The 17049-nt window shown below is 59.7% G+C and carries 19 protein-coding genes; 15 read left to right on the forward strand and 4 right to left on the reverse strand.

Going from position 1 to position 17049, the window contains the following annotated elements; genetic code table 11:
• Positions 1–28: 28 nt before the first annotated feature.
• Entirely contained in the window at positions 29–1120 is a 1092-nt protein-coding gene (aroC, locus tag ABIE16_RS13565; RefSeq protein WP_057715749.1) for a chorismate synthase, read from the reverse strand.
• 83 nt (positions 1121–1203) lie between these two features.
• Here aroC and ABIE16_RS13570 point away from each other — a divergent pair, with 83 nt between their 5' ends.
• Entirely contained in the window at positions 1204–2202 is a 999-nt protein-coding gene (locus ABIE16_RS13570; RefSeq protein ID WP_090453986.1) for an alpha/beta hydrolase, read from the forward strand.
• A gap of 88 nt (positions 2203–2290) precedes the next feature.
• Positions 2291–3082 carry a hypothetical protein gene (locus tag ABIE16_RS13575; RefSeq protein WP_218496831.1) on the forward strand — a complete coding sequence of 264 codons (792 nt, stop codon included), beginning with the start codon at positions 2291–2293 and terminating at the stop codon, positions 3080–3082.
• A 162-nt stretch (positions 3083–3244) separates the two neighbouring features.
• Here the strand turns inward: ABIE16_RS13575 and prmB are convergent, their stop codons facing one another.
• Positions 3245–4153 (reverse strand): 50S ribosomal protein L3 N(5)-glutamine methyltransferase, encoded by a 909-nt coding sequence (prmB, locus tag ABIE16_RS13580; protein WP_218496843.1) that lies wholly within the window; start codon positions 4151–4153, stop codon positions 3245–3247.
• A 238-nt stretch (positions 4154–4391) separates the two neighbouring features.
• On the opposite strand from prmB, the gene ABIE16_RS13585 reads away from it, so the two are divergent.
• The 5 genes from ABIE16_RS13585 to ABIE16_RS13605 all read left to right on the forward strand — a co-directional run bounded on the left by ABIE16_RS13585 (position 4392) and on the right by ABIE16_RS13605 (position 7169).
• On the forward strand, positions 4392–4982 hold the full coding sequence (locus ABIE16_RS13585; RefSeq protein ID WP_056721821.1) for a cysteine hydrolase family protein: 591 nt from the start codon (positions 4392–4394) through the stop codon (positions 4980–4982).
• Between the two features lie 131 nt (positions 4983–5113).
• A complete protein-coding gene (locus ABIE16_RS13590; protein ID WP_008048404.1) occupies positions 5114–5434 on the forward strand; it encodes a hypothetical protein in 321 nt (106 codons plus the stop codon).
• Between the two features lie 78 nt (positions 5435–5512).
• Entirely contained in the window at positions 5513–6070 is a 558-nt protein-coding gene (locus tag ABIE16_RS13595; RefSeq protein ID WP_429521365.1) for a Smr/MutS family protein, read from the forward strand.
• A 77-nt stretch (positions 6071–6147) separates the two neighbouring features.
• The gene (folE, locus tag ABIE16_RS13600; protein ID WP_007988130.1) at positions 6148–6693 is read left to right on the forward strand and encodes a GTP cyclohydrolase I FolE; all 546 of its coding nucleotides are present in this window, start codon (positions 6148–6150) and stop codon (positions 6691–6693) included.
• A 104-nt stretch (positions 6694–6797) separates the two neighbouring features.
• Positions 6798–7169: a glutathione S-transferase N-terminal domain-containing protein gene (locus tag ABIE16_RS13605; protein ID WP_046042961.1), complete on the forward strand. Its 372-nt coding sequence runs from the start codon at positions 6798–6800 to the stop codon at positions 7167–7169.
• A 166-nt stretch (positions 7170–7335) separates the two neighbouring features.
• Here the strand turns inward: ABIE16_RS13605 and ABIE16_RS13610 are convergent, their stop codons facing one another.
• On the reverse strand, positions 7336–8502 hold the full coding sequence (locus ABIE16_RS13610) for a PLP-dependent aminotransferase family protein (RefSeq protein ID WP_218496846.1): 1167 nt from the start codon (positions 8500–8502) through the stop codon (positions 7336–7338).
• 82 nt (positions 8503–8584) lie between these two features.
• Between ABIE16_RS13610 and ABIE16_RS13615 the strand changes: the two genes are divergently transcribed.
• The 3 genes from ABIE16_RS13615 (at position 8585) to ABIE16_RS13625 (ending at position 11397) form a co-directional block, all read left to right on the forward strand.
• Positions 8585–9031 carry a MarR family winged helix-turn-helix transcriptional regulator gene (locus ABIE16_RS13615; RefSeq protein ID WP_218496849.1) on the forward strand — a complete coding sequence of 149 codons (447 nt, stop codon included), beginning with the start codon at positions 8585–8587 and terminating at the stop codon, positions 9029–9031.
• A 317-nt stretch (positions 9032–9348) separates the two neighbouring features.
• Positions 9349–10698, forward strand: coding sequence for an NCS2 family permease (locus ABIE16_RS13620; protein WP_090453980.1), 1350 nt, complete (start codon positions 9349–9351; stop codon positions 10696–10698).
• Between the two features lie 72 nt (positions 10699–10770).
• Positions 10771–11397: a LysE family translocator gene (locus ABIE16_RS13625; RefSeq protein ID WP_429521366.1), complete on the forward strand. Its 627-nt coding sequence runs from the start codon at positions 10771–10773 to the stop codon at positions 11395–11397.
• A gap of 203 nt (positions 11398–11600) precedes the next feature.
• On the opposite strand, the gene uraH is transcribed toward ABIE16_RS13625, so the two are convergent.
• Entirely contained in the window at positions 11601–11954 is a 354-nt protein-coding gene (uraH, locus tag ABIE16_RS13630) for a hydroxyisourate hydrolase (RefSeq protein WP_003223171.1), read from the reverse strand.
• Between the two features lie 434 nt (positions 11955–12388).
• On the opposite strand from uraH, the gene puuE reads away from it, so the two are divergent.
• The 5 genes from puuE to ABIE16_RS13655 all read left to right on the forward strand — a co-directional run bounded on the left by puuE (position 12389) and on the right by ABIE16_RS13655 (position 16897).
• The gene (puuE, locus tag ABIE16_RS13635) at positions 12389–13315 is read left to right on the forward strand and encodes an allantoinase PuuE (protein ID WP_057715758.1); all 927 of its coding nucleotides are present in this window, start codon (positions 12389–12391) and stop codon (positions 13313–13315) included.
• Complete coding sequence (gene uraD / locus ABIE16_RS13640) at positions 13312–13827, forward strand: 2-oxo-4-hydroxy-4-carboxy-5-ureidoimidazoline decarboxylase (protein WP_429521367.1); 516 nt, start codon at positions 13312–13314, stop codon at positions 13825–13827. The genes puuE and uraD overlap by 4 nt, the downstream gene beginning before the upstream one ends.
• 91 nt (positions 13828–13918) lie before the next feature.
• Positions 13919–14914 (forward strand): allantoicase, encoded by a 996-nt coding sequence (alc, locus tag ABIE16_RS13645; protein WP_057715760.1) that lies wholly within the window; start codon positions 13919–13921, stop codon positions 14912–14914.
• 124 nt (positions 14915–15038) lie between these two features.
• The gene (locus tag ABIE16_RS13650; RefSeq protein ID WP_085723223.1) at positions 15039–15542 is read left to right on the forward strand and encodes an ureidoglycolate lyase; all 504 of its coding nucleotides are present in this window, start codon (positions 15039–15041) and stop codon (positions 15540–15542) included.
• A 50-nt stretch (positions 15543–15592) separates the two neighbouring features.
• Entirely contained in the window at positions 15593–16897 is a 1305-nt protein-coding gene (locus ABIE16_RS13655) for a urate hydroxylase PuuD (RefSeq protein ID WP_340314462.1), read from the forward strand.
• Positions 16898–17049: the final 152 nt, after the last annotated feature.

Raw genomic sequence — 17049 nt, forward strand, 5'->3', positions numbered from 1 at the left:
AGACGGCTGCGACCATGATGTCAGCCATTTACAGCTGACCCAGCACCGGCGTGCTCACACGCACGTCGGCGTTTTGCCCACGATGGCGCAGCAGGTGATCCATCAGCACGATGGCCATCATCGCCTCGGCAATCGGCGTGGCGCGGATGCCCACGCACGGGTCGTGACGGCCCTTGGTGATCACTTCCACCGGGTTGCCATGGATGTCGATGGAGCGGCCCGGCGTTGTGATGCTCGACGTCGGCTTCAGCGCCAGGTGCGCAACGATGGGCTGACCGGAGGAAATACCGCCGAGAATGCCGCCCGCGTTGTTGCTGAGGAAACCTTCCGGGGTCATTTCATCGCGATGCTCGGTGCCACGCTGGGCGACGCTGGCAAAACCGGCGCCGATTTCCACGCCCTTGACCGCGTTGATGCTCATCAGCGCATGGGCCAGCTCCGCGTCGAGGCGATCGAAGATCGGCTCGCCCAGGCCCGGCATCACGCCTTCGGCGACCACGGTGATTTTCGCACCGACCGAATCCTGGTCGCGACGCAACTGGTCCATATAGGCCTCCAGCTCAGGCACTTTGTCCGGGTCCGGGCTGAAGAAGGCGTTCTGCTCGACCGAATCCCAGGTCTTGAACGGGATTTCAATCGGCCCCAACTGGCTCATGTAGCCGCGAATGACGATGCCCTGGCTGGCCAGGTATTTTTTTGCAATCGCACCGGCCGCGACGCGCATCGCGGTTTCACGGGCCGAGCTGCGACCACCGCCGCGATAATCGCGCTCGCCGTATTTGTGGTGGTAGGTGTAATCGGCGTGGGCCGGGCGGAACAGGTCCTTGATCGCCGAGTAGTCCTTGGACTTCTGGTCGGTGTTGCGGATCAACAGGCCGATGGCGCAACCGGTGGTGCGGCCTTCGAACACGCCAGAGAGGATTTCGACTTCGTCGGCTTCCTGGCGCTGGGTGGTGTGGCGGCTGGTGCCGGGCTTGCGGCGGTCCAGGTCACGCTGCAGATCCTCCAGGGATATCTCCAGCCCCGGCGGGCAGCCATCGACAATGGCGACCAACGCCGGGCCATGGCTTTCGCCCGCGGTGGTGACAGTGAACAGCTTGCCGTAGGTATTGCCGGACATGCAGGACGCTCCGTGAAATGAACCTGAATACGTAATGCGCGCCAGTATACGCAGGCTACCCAAGTAGTTCATCCTCGAACCTTATGGGTGCCCGTGAGTCCAACCGGCATCTTCTTGATAATGGCGCGATGATGCTGCGAGTTCTAGCCTTGAGCCTTACCCTGATTTCCGGCTTCGCCCAGGCGACTGTCCTGCAACGACCGATCACATTGGATACGGGCACCGGCGAGCTTTTCGGCTCGCTGTTGCTGCCAAAATCCGACAATCGAGTACCGGTTGTCCTGATCATTTCAGGCTCCGGCCCTACGGATCGTGACGGAAACAACGCCGACGGCGGGCGCAATGACAGCCTCAAGCGCCTGGCCTGGGTGCTGGCCAAACACAACATCGCCAGCGTGCGTTACGACAAGCGTGGCGTGGCCGCGAGCCTGGCGGCGACCCCGGATGAACGCAATCTGACGGTGGAAGCTTATGTGGCCGACGCCCAAGCCTGGGGCCGGAAACTCAAGACCGATCCGCGCTTTGGCCAGTTGATCGTGCTGGGTCACAGCGAAGGCGCCCTGATCGCCAGCCTCGCTGCGCCGGATATCGATGCCGACGCGGTGATTTCTGTCTCCGGCAGCGCAAGACCGGTGGATCAGGTCATTCGCGAGCAACTGGGCAATCGCCTGCCTCAACCGCTGATGCTGCGCAGCAATGAATTGCTCGACAGCCTCAAGGCCGGGAAAACCGACGACAATGTGCCGCCACCCTTGCAGGTGATTTTCCGCCCGAGCGTGCAGCCTTACCTGATTTCCCTGTTCCGCCAGGACCCGGCCGCGGCATTTGCGAAGTTGAAGATGCCAGCACTGATCATTCAGGGCAGCAACGACATCCAGGTCGGCGTCAATGACGCAAGGCTGCTCAAGGCTGCCAAACCGGACGCCGAACTGGCGCTGATCGAGGGCATGAACCACGTCATGCGCATCGTGCCCAACGACGTCAAACGCCAACTGGCCTCCTATAAGGACCCGCAGCTGCCCCTGGCGGCGGAACTGGGCACGCGAATCCTCGGTTTTATTGACGGACTTCGCGCCAGTTAACCTCCAGTCTTGAAAAAAACGGCCGATAAGCCTTTGTCGCCAACACATTGGTTGGCGACAAGCTGAGCTTGGACAGGATCTCGCCGTTATGACTGACACCCAGACTTCACCCGACACCAGCGCTGAAAAAGACGCACCGCCAGCGGTCGAGCTGCCCTGGGCGGACCTCCACGTCGAGCACCACAAGATGCTCCGTCTGGCGCCGCTGCAGACTGACCGCAACACAGGCGGACGCCCATTGCGCTTTGTCGAGTTAGGCTATGCCGAACGCAATGACAAGACGCACAGCCTGATGCGCATGAGCATCACCCTGCCCGGCCAGCGCGTACGCAAGGAACAGAATCATCTGGACGTGTGGGTCGATCACGCTGAAAAACGCGTGCATTTCGGACCGGAAAGCGGACTGCAGATTGAACCGCTGAACCGTGGCATTGGTCGCTACTTGGCGGCCCAGGGCATCAATTGGGCGAAAAAGCGCTGGCCGACCTACACCGTCGACGGCTTTGACCTGAACAACAAGGATGCACTGAACGAAGACACCCGCCTGCGCCGCGATCATTTTTTGCGCGTGCACGGTTTCGACGTGGTGTATGCCGATGCCCAGCATTTGAAAGGCAGTGTCAAGCCGGTCAAGGTCGGCGACCTCTCTGGCGACTGGAACAGCGAAAAACTGCAGGTCGTGGAAATCCTCGAGGCGGCGCAGATGCTCCAGCAAGCCGAACAGAACCTGGCCGAGCAGGAAGTCAAACTCAAGAAACACGAAGAAAAGGTCAGCAAGTACAAACGCGAAGACGCCGGGTTGCGATTCACCATCACCTGCCTGGTGGCATTTGCGGTGTTTCAGGCGGGGTTGTTGATCTGGATTGCCACGCATCGTTGAAGGCTTGAGTTACTGCACCTTGTGGCGAGGGGGCTTGCCCCCGTTCGAGCGCGAAGCGGTCGCAAAACAGCTACCACAGACATATCTGGATAAATCTGGTGTGAGGGTTCAGGGCTGCTTCGCAGCCCAACGGGGGCAAGCCCCCTCGCCACAAATGCCCGGTCAGACGCGAGAAGCGAACAACGCCTGATGCTCACGACACTGCTGCGCGCTGAGCATGAACACACCATGGCCGCCACGCTCGAACTCCAGCCAGGCGAAGTCGACTTCCGGGTACAACGCCTCGACGTGCACCTGGCTGTTGCCCACTTCGACAATCAGCAAGCCCTTCTCGGTCAGGTGATCCGCCGCCTCGGCAAGCATGCGCCGCACCAGGTTCAAACCGTCGTCACCGCAGGCCAGGCCCAGTTCCGGTTCGTGCTGGTATTCGTCCGGCATATCGGCGAAATCTTCCGCATCGACGTAGGGCGGGTTCGACACGATCAGGTCGAAACGTTGACCCGGCAAGCCCTCGAAACCGTCACCCTGCACCGTGTACACACGCTCATCGACACCATGACGCTCGATGTTCTGATTGGCCACTTCCAGCGCTTCGAACGACAGGTCCCCCAACACCACCTCGGCATGCTGGAACTCGTAGGCGCAGGCGATGCCGATGCAACCGGAACCGGTGCACAGGTCGAGAATCCGCGCCGGCTCGGTAGCCAGCCACGGGGTAAAACGGTTTTCGATCAACTCGCCGATGGGGGAGCGCGGGATCAGCACACGCTCATCGACGATGAACGACATGCCACAGAACCAGGCCTCGCCCAGCAGATACGCGGTAGGCACCCGATCTTCGATGCGGCGCTTGAGCAAAAGCTGCAAGTGAACCACTTCGTCTTCTTCCAGATTGCAGTCGAGGTAGCTGTCGGATATTTCCCACGGCAGGTGCAACGCGCCCAACACCAATTGCCGGGCTTCGTCCCAGGCGTTATCAGTGCCATGGCCGAAAAAAAGATCCTCCCCATGGAAGCGGCTGACGGCCCAACGGATATGGTCACGCAGGGTACGAAGGCGGGAAGTGATCACGACGGCAAACTCCAGAAAAATCGACGGGGGATTCTACCAGTCAAACGACTTCACGACGACGCGGGAAAGTACCGATTCAAATGTAGGAGTTATCCATTTTTTCGCTAGGCTATTGAACAAAACGTGACTATTGACAAGGCTACAGGCCAGCAACGACGGCACCTACGATCGTAGCGATTCACAGAACCGCTCAGCCAGAGGACAATGGCGCAAAAGCCCCACTCCAAGGAGCCCCAGAATGTCTGTTCCAAAAACGATGTTTCAACTCAGCGGCCGCGGTTATGCAGCGGCCAATCTGAGCCATGCCACCCTGGTCATCATCGATGCCCAGAAAGAATACCTCAGCGGTCCCCTGGCCCTGAGCGGCATGGATGAAGCTGTCGCGAACATCAAGCAACTGCTCGCCGCTGCCCGCGCCGCCGGCCGGCCGATCGTGCATGTCCGCCACCTCGGCACCCTCGGCGGGCTGTTCAACCCACAGGGCGTAGGTGGTGAGTTCATTCCGGGCCTGGAGCCACAGAGCGATGAAACCGTCATCGGCAAATTGTTGCCAAGCGCTTTTCACGGCACCGAACTGGCACAACGCCTGGAAGACCTCGGCGCCCTTGACCTGATCGTCTGCGGTTTCATGAGCCACTCCAGCGTCAGCACCACGGTACGTGCCGCCAAGAACCTGGGCTTCCGCTGCACCCTGGTGGAAGACGCCTGCGCCACCCGCGACCTGCCTTACAAGGGCGGCGTGCTCAGTGCCGCACACGTCCATCAGACGGAAATGGCGATCATGGGCGACAACTTCGCCACCCTCGCGCTGACCCGTGAACTGATCTGATCGACGCTCAATGAGCGGCCTGGAACGCCGCTCATCCGCAAAAGCCTCCCATTTGCCGTAATTGTCTTAGCCTCAGGAACATCCCGGTCAACTCCCGGTCGAAGGGCCGATACCCATTGAGGAAGGTCGGAATGAAGTTATCCGATGGTTTTGACGCTCGCCGCTTGCGGCCCAAAGGCCAAAGCAACTGGCGTTTTCGAATCGGCGCGACGTTCGCGGCGTTGCTGGCGATGTGCGGCGTGTTGCTGGCCATGGCCGGTGCCGCCAGCCTGCTCGGCCACGCACCCGCCCTGGGTGAATTGAACACAAGCCGCACCGGTGCTGCCGTGATCCTGGCCATCGGCCTGTTCGTGCTGTACCTCGGTGTCTGGCTATGGCGCCGTTGCCGTCGTCGCTCACGGCAGTCGCGGGAGCTGGCCATGTCCCCGCACCTGATGAAAAAACACGACTGAGCCTGGCATCGCGCGCGTTTTTGTCGCGCCCGATTCGCTTCGAGTTGGGTAAACTGGCCGCCCTTCGCGGAGGCTGACATGCAAGACGACGATTTTTCCCTGTTCAAAAGCGCGATCCAAGGCGTCAAGCCGATCAAGCACGATCGCGCCGAAACCGGCAAACCCAAGGCTGACCGCGCGCAGATTGCCAAGCTGCGTCAAGCGGCCACCGTGCGCACCGAATCCACCACCGTCGACGGGCTGTCCGATCAGTTCGTCATCGACGTCGGCCCTGAAGACGAGCTGATGTGGGCCCGCGATGGCGTGCAGGAAAGCCAGATGCGCAAGCTCAAGGTCGGGCGGATTCCTTTCGAAGGCAGCCTCGACCTGCACGGCATGAGCGTGGAAAAGGCCCGGGAAACCCTCTGGGCATTTTTGGCTGAAGCTACCAAATTCGAAATCCGCTGCGTGCGCGTCACCCATGGCAAGGCTGTTCGCCTGGACGGCAAGCGGCCGATGATCAAAAGCCACGTCAACACCTGGCTGCGCCAGCATCCACAGGTACTCGGCTTCACCTCGTGCCAGGCGAAACATGGTGGTGCCGGCGCGGTTTATGTGATGCTCAAACGCACCATGATGGAAGGTCGTGACGAGTAAAGCTGACGCGTCACGCTTGCAGCGTCGTGTCCGTCACCGTACCCTTGCCCTTTGCGTAAAATCCCACAGGTAGTTTCATGTCCCTGGAACAGAATTACACGGCGATCCTCGGCCAGCTCGGCGAGGACGTTTCCCGCGAAGGCCTGCTCGACACGCCAAAACGTGCCGCCAAAGCCATGCAGTACCTCTGCCGCGGCTATGAACAGACACTGGAAGAGGTCACCAACGGTGCCCTGTTCAGCTCCGACAACAGCGAAATGGTGCTGGTCAAGGACATCGAGTTGTACTCGTTGTGCGAACACCACTTGCTGCCGTTCATCGGCAAGGCTCACGTCGCCTACATCCCGAGCGGCAAGGTCCTGGGCCTGTCGAAAGTGGCGCGGATCGTCGACATGTACGCCCGCCGCCTGCAGATCCAGGAAAACCTCAGCCGCCAGATCGCCGATGCGGTCCAGCAGGTTACCGGCGCCCTGGGCGTTGCGGTGGTGATCGAGGCCAAGCACATGTGCATGATGATGCGCGGTGTGGAAAAGCAGAATTCGACGATGATCACCTCGGTGATGCTTGGTGAGTTCCGCGAGAACGCCGCCACCCGCAGCGAATTCCTCAGCCTCATCAAGTAATTCGCGGCACGAAGAAAACCGGCGTTCATCGCCGGTTTTTTTTCGCCTGTGAAAAATCAGGTAAGCTGCGCGCCCTTATTCATTTGCACCGTGAGGCTTTCAACGTGTTCGTAAAAGCGCTTCGTGTCGGCCTTGGCCAACTGATCATCTTCATCGACTTCATCACCCGCCCAGGCAAGAAGCAGCGCCCGGCGGAAGTTCAGGCACAGGTCAATTCGGCTGCCAAGGGCCTGACGCTGTATCAATTCCACGCCTGCCCGTTCTGCGTGAAGACTCGCCGTACCCTGCGCCGCCTGAATGTGCCGGTGGCCCTTCGCGACGCGAAGAACAACGAACAGGATCGCCAGACCTTGCTGGAGCAAGGCGGCAAGATCAAGGTGCCGTGCCTGCGCATTGAAGAGAATGGCCAGACCACCTGGATGTACGAGTCCAAGGTGATCATTGATTATCTGGACAAGCGTTTTGCGGCAGCCTGAAAAATTTGGGCGGGGCTGATGCCCCCATCGCGAGCAAGCTCGCTCCCACAGTGGACTTGTGGTGTACACAAAACCTGTGGGAGCGAGCTGGCTCGCGATGAGGCCGGCACAGGCACCATAAATTTCAGACAAAAATAAGCCGGCCCATTGGCCGGTTTATTTGTATCTAGGCTGCTTTTGCGGCCTGGGCAGCACGCACCACCGCCGCCAACCGCTTGAGCCCCTCATCCAGCCGCGCCGGATCAATGTGGCTGAAGTTCAATCGCAGATACCCCGGATGGTTGTCCGGCTCGGGGAAGAACGGCTCCCCCGGCATGAACGCCACGTCGTTGGCCAGCGCGGCATTCAGCAAGGTGCGGGTGTCTTGCGGCTGCTTGAGTTTCAACCAGAAGAACAGCCCGCCCTGCGGCACGTTCCAGTCCGCCAGATCGGAGAAGTGCGTTTCCAGCGCAGCCTGAAACGCATCCCGACGCCCCCGATAAAAATCGCGCAACTCACTACGGTGTTGCTGATATTTCTCGGTGCCGATCCATTGCAGCGCCTGCCACTGGCCGACCCGATTGGTGTGCAAATCCGCCGATTGCTTGAGTTTCAACAGATGTGGAAACAGGTCCGGGCTGGCGATCAAGTAGCCGACACGCAAACCCGGCAACAGGGTTTTCGACACGGTCCCGGTATAGATCCAGCTGGCCTTCTTCAAGCGACTGACAATCGGCGTGGCGCTGCCACCGTCGAAGGTCAGCTCGCGATAAGGCTCGTCCTCAATCAGCGTCACGCCAAACTCATCAAGCAATGCCGCCACCGCGTTGCGCTTGGCTTCGCTGTAACGCACCGCCGATGGATTCTGGAATGTCGGGATCAAGTAGATGAAAGACGGGCGGTGTTGTTCCAGGCGAGCACGTAGCGCCGTCAAGTTCGGTCCGTCAGCCTCCAGCGGCACGGTCAGGCAGTCGGCGCCGAACAGCTGGAAAATCTGCAATGCCGCCAGATAAGTCGGCGCTTCGAGCAGGATTTCGGTGCCCTTGTCGATGTACAGCTTGGCGGCCAGGTCGAGGGTCTGCTGTGAGCCGCTGACCACCAGTACCTGGCTTGCCTCACATGGCACTCCCAACGCTCGCGCCTCGGCGGCCAGCGCTTCGCGCAGCGCCGGTTCGCCCTCGCTCATGCCGTATTGGCCCATGGAAACCGGCATCTCGGCCCACTCGACCTTCGGCAACATGGTTTCGGCCGGCAAGCCGCCGGCAAACGACATCACCTGCGGACGTTGGGCCGCAGCGAGGATTTCACGGATCAAGGAACTTTTAAGGCGTGAGACACGTTCGGAAAAAGCCATGGGGATCACCGGTAGCGAGGCATGTGAAAAATGAGTCAAACTTGTTGACCGAAATTACGCCTCCACGAACGGATACGTCAATATGCTTGACCTTAAAAACCCGCTTTCCCAGCAGCAAGCCATGGAAGCGTTTTTCTTCGGCTACCAGGCCTTCACCGCCAAGGCCGATGAAATGCTCGAACGTCGCGGCCTGAGTCGGGTGCATCAGCGCATCGTGTTTTTCATCGCCCGCTATCCGAACCTGAGTGTCAAGGAACTGTTGGCTTTACTCGGTGTGAGCAAGCAGGCGCTGAACATGCCGTTGCGTCAGTTGGTCGAGATGCATCTGGTGGACAGCGTCGCGTCCGAGACTGACAAGCGTAAGCGTCTGCTGGAACTGACCGATGACGGCGCTCGTTTCGAACAGTCGTTGCGCCGTGAGCAGGTGAAATTGCTGGAGCGGGTGTTTGCCGAGGCCGGGGAGACAGCGGTGAATGGGTGGTTGACGGTGAACCTGGCGTTGGGAAAAGGCCAGTTGTCGGCAGACTGAGTATTCAATCTGCTGGATTTGCAGTGGCTGAACCGACGCCTTCGCGAGCAAGCCCGCTCCCACAGGTGACCGCATTCCCCTGTGGGAGCGGGCTTGCTCGCGAAGGGGCCAGAACAGGCGATATATCCCTATTGCCAAACTTTTCGTCTACAAAATCAAAAACATTATTTGCTTTCTTTGTATACAAAAGCATAATCCACTTCGTGCGAGTTCCTGACCAAGCGGTCAACAAATTCGCAAGTACCTCAAAGGGCCGCTGCCACCCCTCTCGGATCCGGCCCTGGAAATAACAATAAAACTCTTGAGGAGTACTCGCTGTGGAAAGCCGCAAATCCGAAGCATCGACGCTGGAAATCTCGCCGCCATTACGCAATGGCTTGCTGGAACGTCTGTTCAAACTCAGCTTGCACGGCACCACGGTGAAGACCGAGCTGATTGCCGGTCTGACAACCTTCATCACCATGGCTTACATCATTTTCGTCAACCCCAACATCATGGCCGACGCCGGGATCGATCACGGGGCGGCGTTCGTCGCCACCTGTATCGCCGCGGCACTCGGCTGCCTGTTGATGGGCCTGTACGCCAACTGGCCGGTCGGCCTGGCACCAGGCATGGGGCTGAACGCCTTCTTCACCTACACCGTGGTCGGTACCATGGGCTACAACTGGGAAACCGCCCTCGGCGCGGTGTTTGTGTCCGGTGTGTTGTTCATGATCCTGACCTTCTCGCGGATCCGCGAATGGCTGCTCAACAGCATCCCGGTCAGCCTGCGCTTCGCCATGGGCGCCGGCGTGGGTCTGTTCCTGGGGCTGATCGGCCTGAAAACCGCAGGCATCGTCGTCGATAGCCCGGCGACCCTGATCAAGCTCGGCTCCCTGCGCGAACCCGGTCCGCTGCTCGCCGCCGTGTGCTTCCTGATGATCGCCATCCTCAGCTATCACAAGGTGTTCGGCGCGATCCTCATCAGCATCATCACCGTGACCCTCGCCGGTTGGGGCCTTGGACTGGTGCACTACGAGGGCATCATGTCCGCCCCACCGAGCCTGGCTCCGACCTGGATGGCCATGAACGTTGTGGGTGTATTCAACATCAGCATGGTCAGCGTGGTTCTGGCCTTCCTCTTCGTGCACATGTTCGACACCGCAGGCACCCTGATGGGCGTTGCCCAGCGTGCCAACCTGGTGGGCGCTGATGGCAGGATCGAAAACCTCTCCCGCGCCATGAAAGCCGACAGTGCTTCCAGCGTATTCGGTGCGGTAGTCGGCGTTCCACCGGTCACCAGCTACGTGGAAAGTGCTGCCGGTGTTGCAGCGGGTGGTCGGACTGGTCTTACCGCAGTGACCGTAGGTGTGCTATTTATTGCAGCCATGTTCTTCGCACCGCTGGCCGGGATGATTCCTGCCTATGCAACCGCGGGCGCGCTGATTTATGTAGCGATGCTGATGATGGGCGGCATGGCCCACATCGAATGGGACGAAGCCACCGACAGCATTCCGGCAATTGTCACCGCCATCATGATGCCGCTGACTTTCTCGGTCGCCGACGGCATCGCACTGGGCTTCATCACCTACGTGGCGATGAAGGCCGGTACCGGCAAGTACAAGGAAATTTCGGTGAGCCTGTGGGTGCTCTGCGCGATCTTCATCGCCAAGTTCATCTTCTTGTAAACCACACGCGGTACACGCTTGAAAACAGCCTCACCCCGTCGGGTGGGGCTTTTGTGCAAATGGAGGAAAGTGATGAGTCTGGAAACCTGGCTGCTGTTCAGCGGCGCTGCGCTGATAGTGATCCTGATCCCGGGGCCGCTGTCGTTGCTGATGATCAGCAACAGTCTGAATTACGGCCTGCGCCGCTCTTACCCGGCCTTTCTCGGCGGCGTGTCGGCATCGATCTGCCTGCTGAGTGCTTCGGCGCTGGGCCTGGGGGCGTTGTTGCTGGCGTCGGAACAGCTGTTCAGTGCCCTGAAGATTCTTGGCGCCCTTTACCTGTTCTACCTCGCCTGGCAGAGCTGGCAGCAATCGCGCCTGCCTTCCCATGGCGCTGAAGTGCCACAGGCCGCGCCGGTGCCACGCTTTCGCGCACTGTTCGGGCGTGCGTTCATGCTGGGCGCAAGCAACCCGAAAGACATCCTGTTCTTCGCCGCTTTCCTGCCGCAGTTCTTGAGTGCCGAACAGCCGTTCCTGCCACAACTGCTGGTGATGATCGTGACCTGGACCGTGCTCGACCTGCTGTGCAAATTGGCCTACGGCCTCAGCGCCCATGGTGCGGCACGGTATCTGCGCAGCGGCAAGGGACAGAGCTGGTTCAATCGGGTGAGTGCGGGGTTGTTCAGTGGCGCGGGGGCTGCGTCTCTGCTCAGCCGCTAGGATCAAATGCTTCGCGAGCAAGCTCGCTCCCACAGGGGATTTGTGACCGCCGCAGATCCAATGTGGGAGCGAGCCTGCTCGCGATGGCGTCAGACCAGGCGCAGCATTTATCAAGACGAAAAAAAGCCCGCAGTGTGAGCGGGCGAAAGACCAAAGAAGCTATATGCGCAGTCGCTTCCAGGTTGCAGCAGCTGCCTGGGGGATCAGCTGCCGCGGTAGGTGGAGTAGCTGTAAGGCGAAATCAACAACGGCACATGGTAGTGATCCTGCTCGGCGGAGATGCCGAAACGCAGCACCACGACATCCAGGAATGCAGGCTCCGGCAGCTGAACGCCACGGGCGCGGTAGTAATCGCCGGCATGAAACTGAACCTGATAGACCCCGGTGCGGTAGTCATCGCCTTGCAGCAGCGGTGCATCGACACGGCCATCGCTGTTGGTTATCGCGCTGGCGACCAATTCCAGGTGCGATCCTTCAACGCGGTACAACTCGACCTTGATCGAGCTGCCCGGGCAACCGTGTGCTGCGTCCAAAACGTGTGTGGTCAAACGTCCCATTGATTCTGCGCGCCTGCCTGCGTGGAGCAGTCAGACTTCGCGCCTCCCGAAGTCAGTTGAAAAGGAGACCGCACCGATTCGGAGCACGAAAAGCTGCGGCGAGCGACTGATTAAGACACTTTTCAAAAAAATTGTACACAATAAAAACGACATTTTTCGTACGACGTCCGCCATCTGCATATTTACCGCCGATTTCCCGCTAAACCGCACCGTCTATGACCCCTTCAATCAATAATTGACCAGTCAGGCAGATTTCTTGCAGGCTCACGCCAATAGCAGTAAAAGATGACAGTCGGTGAAAAATGCGAAAAATCAGGCTTACAAAGTGAATATAAAGTTGTATACAATCAGCCCATCGCTGTGACGCAAGCCCGCCATCCCATTTTCAGCTGCGTCACACCAACCGTCATCATCGAATAAGAAGGAAGCCTGCAGTGAGCGCTGACTACCCACGCGACCTGGTCGGTTACGGCAGTAACCCTCCTCACCCCCACTGGCCGGGCAATGCCCGCATTGCCCTGTCGTTCGTACTCAATTACGAAGAAGGCGGCGAGCGCAACATCCTGCACGGCGACAAAGAATCCGAAGCGTTCCTCTCGGAAATGGTTTCAGCCCAGCCGCTGCAAGGCGCGCGCAACATGAGCATGGAATCCCTCTACGAGTATGGCAGCCGTGCCGGCGTGTGGCGGATCCTGAAGCTGTTCAAGGAATTCGATATTCCACTGACCATCTTCGCCGTGGCCATGGCCGCCCAGCGTCACCCGGACGTGATCCGCGCCATGGTCGATGCCGGCCACGAGATCTGCAGCCATGGCTATCGCTGGATCGACTACCAGTACATGGACGAAGCCCAGGAACGCGAGCACATGCTCGAAGCCATCCGCATCCTTACCGAAATCACAGGCACTCGCCCGCTGGGCTGGTACACCGGCCGCACGGGTCCGAACACCCGTCGCCTGGTGATGGAAGAAGGTGGTTTCCTCTACGACTGCGACACCTACGACGACGACCTGCCCTACTGGGAACCGAACAACCCGACCGGCAAGCCGCACCTGGTGATCCCGTATACCCTGGACACCAACGACATGCGCTTCACCCAGGTCCAGGGTTTCAACAAGGGCGACGACTTCTTCGAATACCTGAAAGATGCGTTCGACGTGCTCTACGCCGAAGGCGCCGAGGCTCCGAAGATGCTGTCGATCGGCCTGCACTGCCGCCTGATCGGCCGTCCGGCGCGTCTGGCTTCACTCAAGCGCTTTATCGAATACGCTAAAAGTCATGAACAGGTGTGGTTCAGCCGTCGCGTCGACATCGCGCGTCACTGGCAAGAAACCCACCCGTACACAGGGGCTGCCAAATGAGCACCTTTCAAACCGTCAAACCTTCGGCCCTGAGCCGCGACGCCTTCGTCGCCGCTTTCGCCGACATCTACGAACATTCGCCATGGGTGGCCGAGAAGGCCTTCGACCTGGGCCAGGATGCCTCGATCGACGAGATCGAAACCCTGCACCAGCGCATGAGCGACATCCTGTTGAGCGCCGATCACACCAGTCAGCTGGCATTGATCAACGCTCACCCGGACCTGGCCGGCAAAGCCGCCGTCCAGGGCCAACTTACCGAAGCCAGCACCAATGAACAGGCTGGCGCCGGTATTCACCAATGCACGGCCGAAGAGTTTTCTCGCTTCACCGAGCTGAACGACGCCTACAAAGCCAAGTTCAAGTTTCCCTTCATCATGGCGGTAAAAGGCAGCAACCGGCATCAGATCCTCGCAGCGTTCGAAACGCGCATCCACAACCCGGTCGACACCGAGTTCAAGTGCGCGCTGGCGGAGATCAACAAGATCGCCCTGTTCCGATTACTGACCCTATAGCAAGCCTGGCCCCAGCGGATTCAAGAACGCCGAAACCGCCCGGGGGCCTGGCAAGTATCCCAAGCCACTTATTTAAAGGCAGACAAGAAGAATGAAAGCTTACGCCGTACCTTTCGAGAAGTTCGTCAACCTGGCCGATGCCCGCCTGGGCACCAAAATCATCTCGGTCACCGATGACTGGTTCGCAGACGCCAACCGTCTGTTCCAACCGACCCCGGCCGTATGGAAGGAGGGCGTGTTCGATGACAACGGCAAGTGGATGGACGGCTGGGAATCGCGCCGCAAGCGCTTCGAAGGCTTCGACAGCGCAGTGATCCGCCTGGGCGTACCGGGTTCGATCAAGGGCGTCGACATCGACACTTCATTCTTCACCGGCAACTTCCCGCCATCGGCGTCCCTGGAAGCCTGCTTCCTGACCGAAGGCGAGCCGAACGAAAACACCCAGTGGGTTGAAGTGCTGTCGGCCGTCGAGCTGCAAGGCAACAGCCACCACTACCACGAAATCAACAACGACCAGGCCTTCAGCCACCTGCGCTTCAACATCTACCCGGATGGCGGTGTGGCCCGTCTGCGCGTGTACGGCGTGCCGTTCCGTGACTGGTCGGCTACCGGCGACAACGAGCAAGTCGACCTGGCTGCGGCCCTTAACGGTGGTCGCGCCCTCGCCTGCTCCGATGAACACTTCGGTCGCATGAGCAACATCCTCAACCCGGGCCGTGGCATCAACATGGGCGATGGCTGGGAAACCGCGCGTCGTCGTACCCCGGGCAATGACTGGGTCATCGTCGCGCTGGGTCATGCCGGCGAAGTCGAGAAAGTCATCGTCGACACCCTGCACTTCAAAGGCAACTACCCGGACAGCTGCTCGATCCAGGGCGCGTTCGTGAAGGGCGGTACCGACAGCCAGATCGAAACCCAGTCGCTGTTCTGGCGCGAACTGCTGCCAAGCCAGAAGCTGGAAATGCACGCCGAACACACCTTCGCCGAGCAGATCAAGGCACTGGGCCCGATCACCCACATCCGCCTGAACGTGTTCCCGGATGGTGGTGTGAGCCGCCTGCGCGTTTTGGGCAAGGTCGCTAAATAAGCGGTGGGACCAATCGCGAGCAAGCTCGCTCCCACAGGTATTGTGAACGCCACAGTCCACTGTGGGAGCGAGCTTGCTCGCGATGGCGATAGAACTAACAACACAGAATTCGGATAAGAACAGCATGCGCACACTGACGATTGAACCGCTGACCAAAGAAGCCTTCGCCCCTTTCGGTGACGTGATCGAAACCGACGGCAGCGATCACTTCATGATCAACAACGGTTCGACCATGCGCTTCCACAAACTGGCTGTGGTCGAAACCGCCACGCCAGAGGACAACGCGATCATCAGCATCTTCCGCGCCGATGCGCAGGACATGCCGCTGACCGTCAGCATGCTGGAGCGCCATCCGCTGGGCAGCCAGGCTTTCATTCCGCTGCTCGGCAACCCCTTTCTGATCGTGGTCGCGCCACTTGGCGATGAACCTGTATCAGGCTTGGTCCGCGCCTTCGTCACCAACGGCAGGCAGGGCATTAATTACCATCGCGGCGTCTGGCACCACCCGGTGCTGACGATCGAAAAGCGGGATGACTTCCTGGTGGTTGATCGCAGTGGCACAGGCAATAACTGCGATGAGCATTTTTTTAAAGAGGATGAGCGTTTGATCCTCGCCCCCCACCAATAAGAGAAGGTCTGATCACTCGACAACAGAGTGACAGGCGAGAGGTAAAGACTGTGGAAGCACATCTGTTGGAATGGCTGAACCTGAGCGTGCGCTGGGTTCACATGATTACTGGCGTGGCCTGGATCGGTGCGTCGTTCTACTTCGTCTGGCTGGAAAACAACCTCAATCGGGTCAATCCGAAAAGCGGTCTGGCCGGTGATTTGTGGGCGATCCACGGCGGCGGTATCTATCACCTGGAAAAATACAAACTGGCTCCACCGACCATGCCGGACAACCTGCACTGGTTCAAATGGGAAGCCTACTTCACCTGGATGTCGGGTATCGCGCTGCTGTGCGTGGTGTTCTACTCCAACCCGACGCTCTACCTGCTGGCTCCGGGCAGCACCCTGAGCGGTCCTGAAGGCGTGGCCATCGGCCTCGGCTCGCTGTTCATCGGTTGGTTCATCTACTCCTTCCTGTGCGACTCGGCCCTGGGCAAACGCCCTGCCCTGTTGGGTTTCATCCTGTTCGTCCTGATCATCGGCGCTGCCTACGGCTTCAGCAAAGTGTTCAGCGGTCGGGGTGCGTACCTGCACGTCGGCGCGATCATCGGCACCATCATGGTCGGCAACGTGTTCCGCATCATCATGCCGGCACAGCGCGCACTGGTTGCGGCGATTGCCGAGAACCGCACGCCGGATCCGGCGCTGCCGGCCAAAGGCCTGTTGCGTTCGCGTCACAACAACTACTTCACCTTGCCGGTGCTGTTCATCATGATCAGCAACCACTTCCCGAGCACCTACGGCAGCCAGTACAACTGGTTGATCCTGGCCGGGATCGCGGTACTGGCGGTGTTGGTGCGTCACTACTTCAACACCCGTCACGACAGCCACAAGTTTGCCTGGACCCTGCCAGTGGCAGCGGTGGGCATGATCTGCCTGGCTTATGTGTCCGGTCCGAAGCCGATGTCCAGCGCCCCAGAAGTGGCCAACGCTCCAGCGAAAATCGAATACCAGCCGCTGCCGGAAACCGCAGTGGGCGGTGGTTTGAAACCTGCTGAAGCCAAACCCGCAGAAGCACCTGCTGCCGCTCCGGCTCAGGCATCCAATGCCGGCCCGGGTTTCGACAAGGTGCACAGCGTGATCCAGGAGCGTTGCACGGTCTGCCACTCGGCCAAACCAACCAGCCCGTTGTTCAGCGCGGCCCCGGCCGGGGTGATGCTGGACACTCCCGAGCAAATCCGCCAGAACGCACCGCGGATCCAGGCGCAAGCCGTCACCAGCCAGATCATGCCACTGGGCAACATCACGCAGATGACTCAGCAGGAACGTGACCTGATCGGTGCCTGGATTGTGCAGGGAGCCCAGACCAATTAATCGCTAAAGCATCGCGGGCAAGCTCGCTCCCACAGGTTTTGCATGGCCTGTGTGGGAGCTGGCTTGCCTGCGATTGGCCGCAACGCGGTCCACCAGATTCGAATACAGCTGCCAGCAGCACTGCAGCTGTAAATCACAAGAATAAAAAGATC

Origin of the sequence: Pseudomonas sp. 2725 (genome assembly GCF_050434585.1) — a bacterium.
GTDB lineage: Bacteria > Pseudomonadota > Gammaproteobacteria > Pseudomonadales > Pseudomonadaceae > Aquipseudomonas > Aquipseudomonas jessenii.

What these genes read in the sequence shown, in the direction of transcription:
- ABIE16_RS13590 (WP_008048404.1), top strand. Translation starts at nt 5,114, where the DNA reads ATGAAGTTATCCGATGGTTTTGACGCTCGCCGCTTGCGGCCCAAAGGC.
- ABIE16_RS13570 (WP_090453986.1), top strand. Translation starts at nt 1,204, where the DNA reads ATGGGTGCCCGTGAGTCCAACCGGCATCTTCTTGATAATGGCGCGATG.
- aroC (WP_057715749.1), bottom strand. Translation starts at nt 1,120, where the DNA reads ATGTCCGGCAATACCTACGGCAAGCTGTTCACTGTCACCACCGCGGGC.
- uraD (WP_429521367.1), top strand. Translation starts at nt 13,312, where the DNA reads ATGAGCACCTTTCAAACCGTCAAACCTTCGGCCCTGAGCCGCGACGCC.
- ABIE16_RS13625 (WP_429521366.1), top strand. Translation starts at nt 10,771, where the DNA reads ATGAGTCTGGAAACCTGGCTGCTGTTCAGCGGCGCTGCGCTGATAGTG.
- ABIE16_RS13610 (WP_218496846.1), bottom strand. Translation starts at nt 8,502, where the DNA reads ATGGCTTTTTCCGAACGTGTCTCACGCCTTAAAAGTTCCTTGATCCGT.
- uraH (WP_003223171.1), bottom strand. Translation starts at nt 11,954, where the DNA reads ATGGGACGTTTGACCACACACGTTTTGGACGCAGCACACGGTTGCCCG.
- folE (WP_007988130.1), top strand. Translation starts at nt 6,148, where the DNA reads ATGTCCCTGGAACAGAATTACACGGCGATCCTCGGCCAGCTCGGCGAG.
- ABIE16_RS13575 (WP_218496831.1), top strand. Translation starts at nt 2,291, where the DNA reads ATGACTGACACCCAGACTTCACCCGACACCAGCGCTGAAAAAGACGCA.
- ABIE16_RS13595 (WP_429521365.1), top strand. Translation starts at nt 5,513, where the DNA reads ATGCAAGACGACGATTTTTCCCTGTTCAAAAGCGCGATCCAAGGCGTC.
- ABIE16_RS13650 (WP_085723223.1), top strand. Translation starts at nt 15,039, where the DNA reads ATGCGCACACTGACGATTGAACCGCTGACCAAAGAAGCCTTCGCCCCT.
- alc (WP_057715760.1), top strand. Translation starts at nt 13,919, where the DNA reads ATGAAAGCTTACGCCGTACCTTTCGAGAAGTTCGTCAACCTGGCCGAT.
- ABIE16_RS13585 (WP_056721821.1), top strand. Translation starts at nt 4,392, where the DNA reads ATGTCTGTTCCAAAAACGATGTTTCAACTCAGCGGCCGCGGTTATGCA.
- ABIE16_RS13615 (WP_218496849.1), top strand. Translation starts at nt 8,585, where the DNA reads ATGCTTGACCTTAAAAACCCGCTTTCCCAGCAGCAAGCCATGGAAGCG.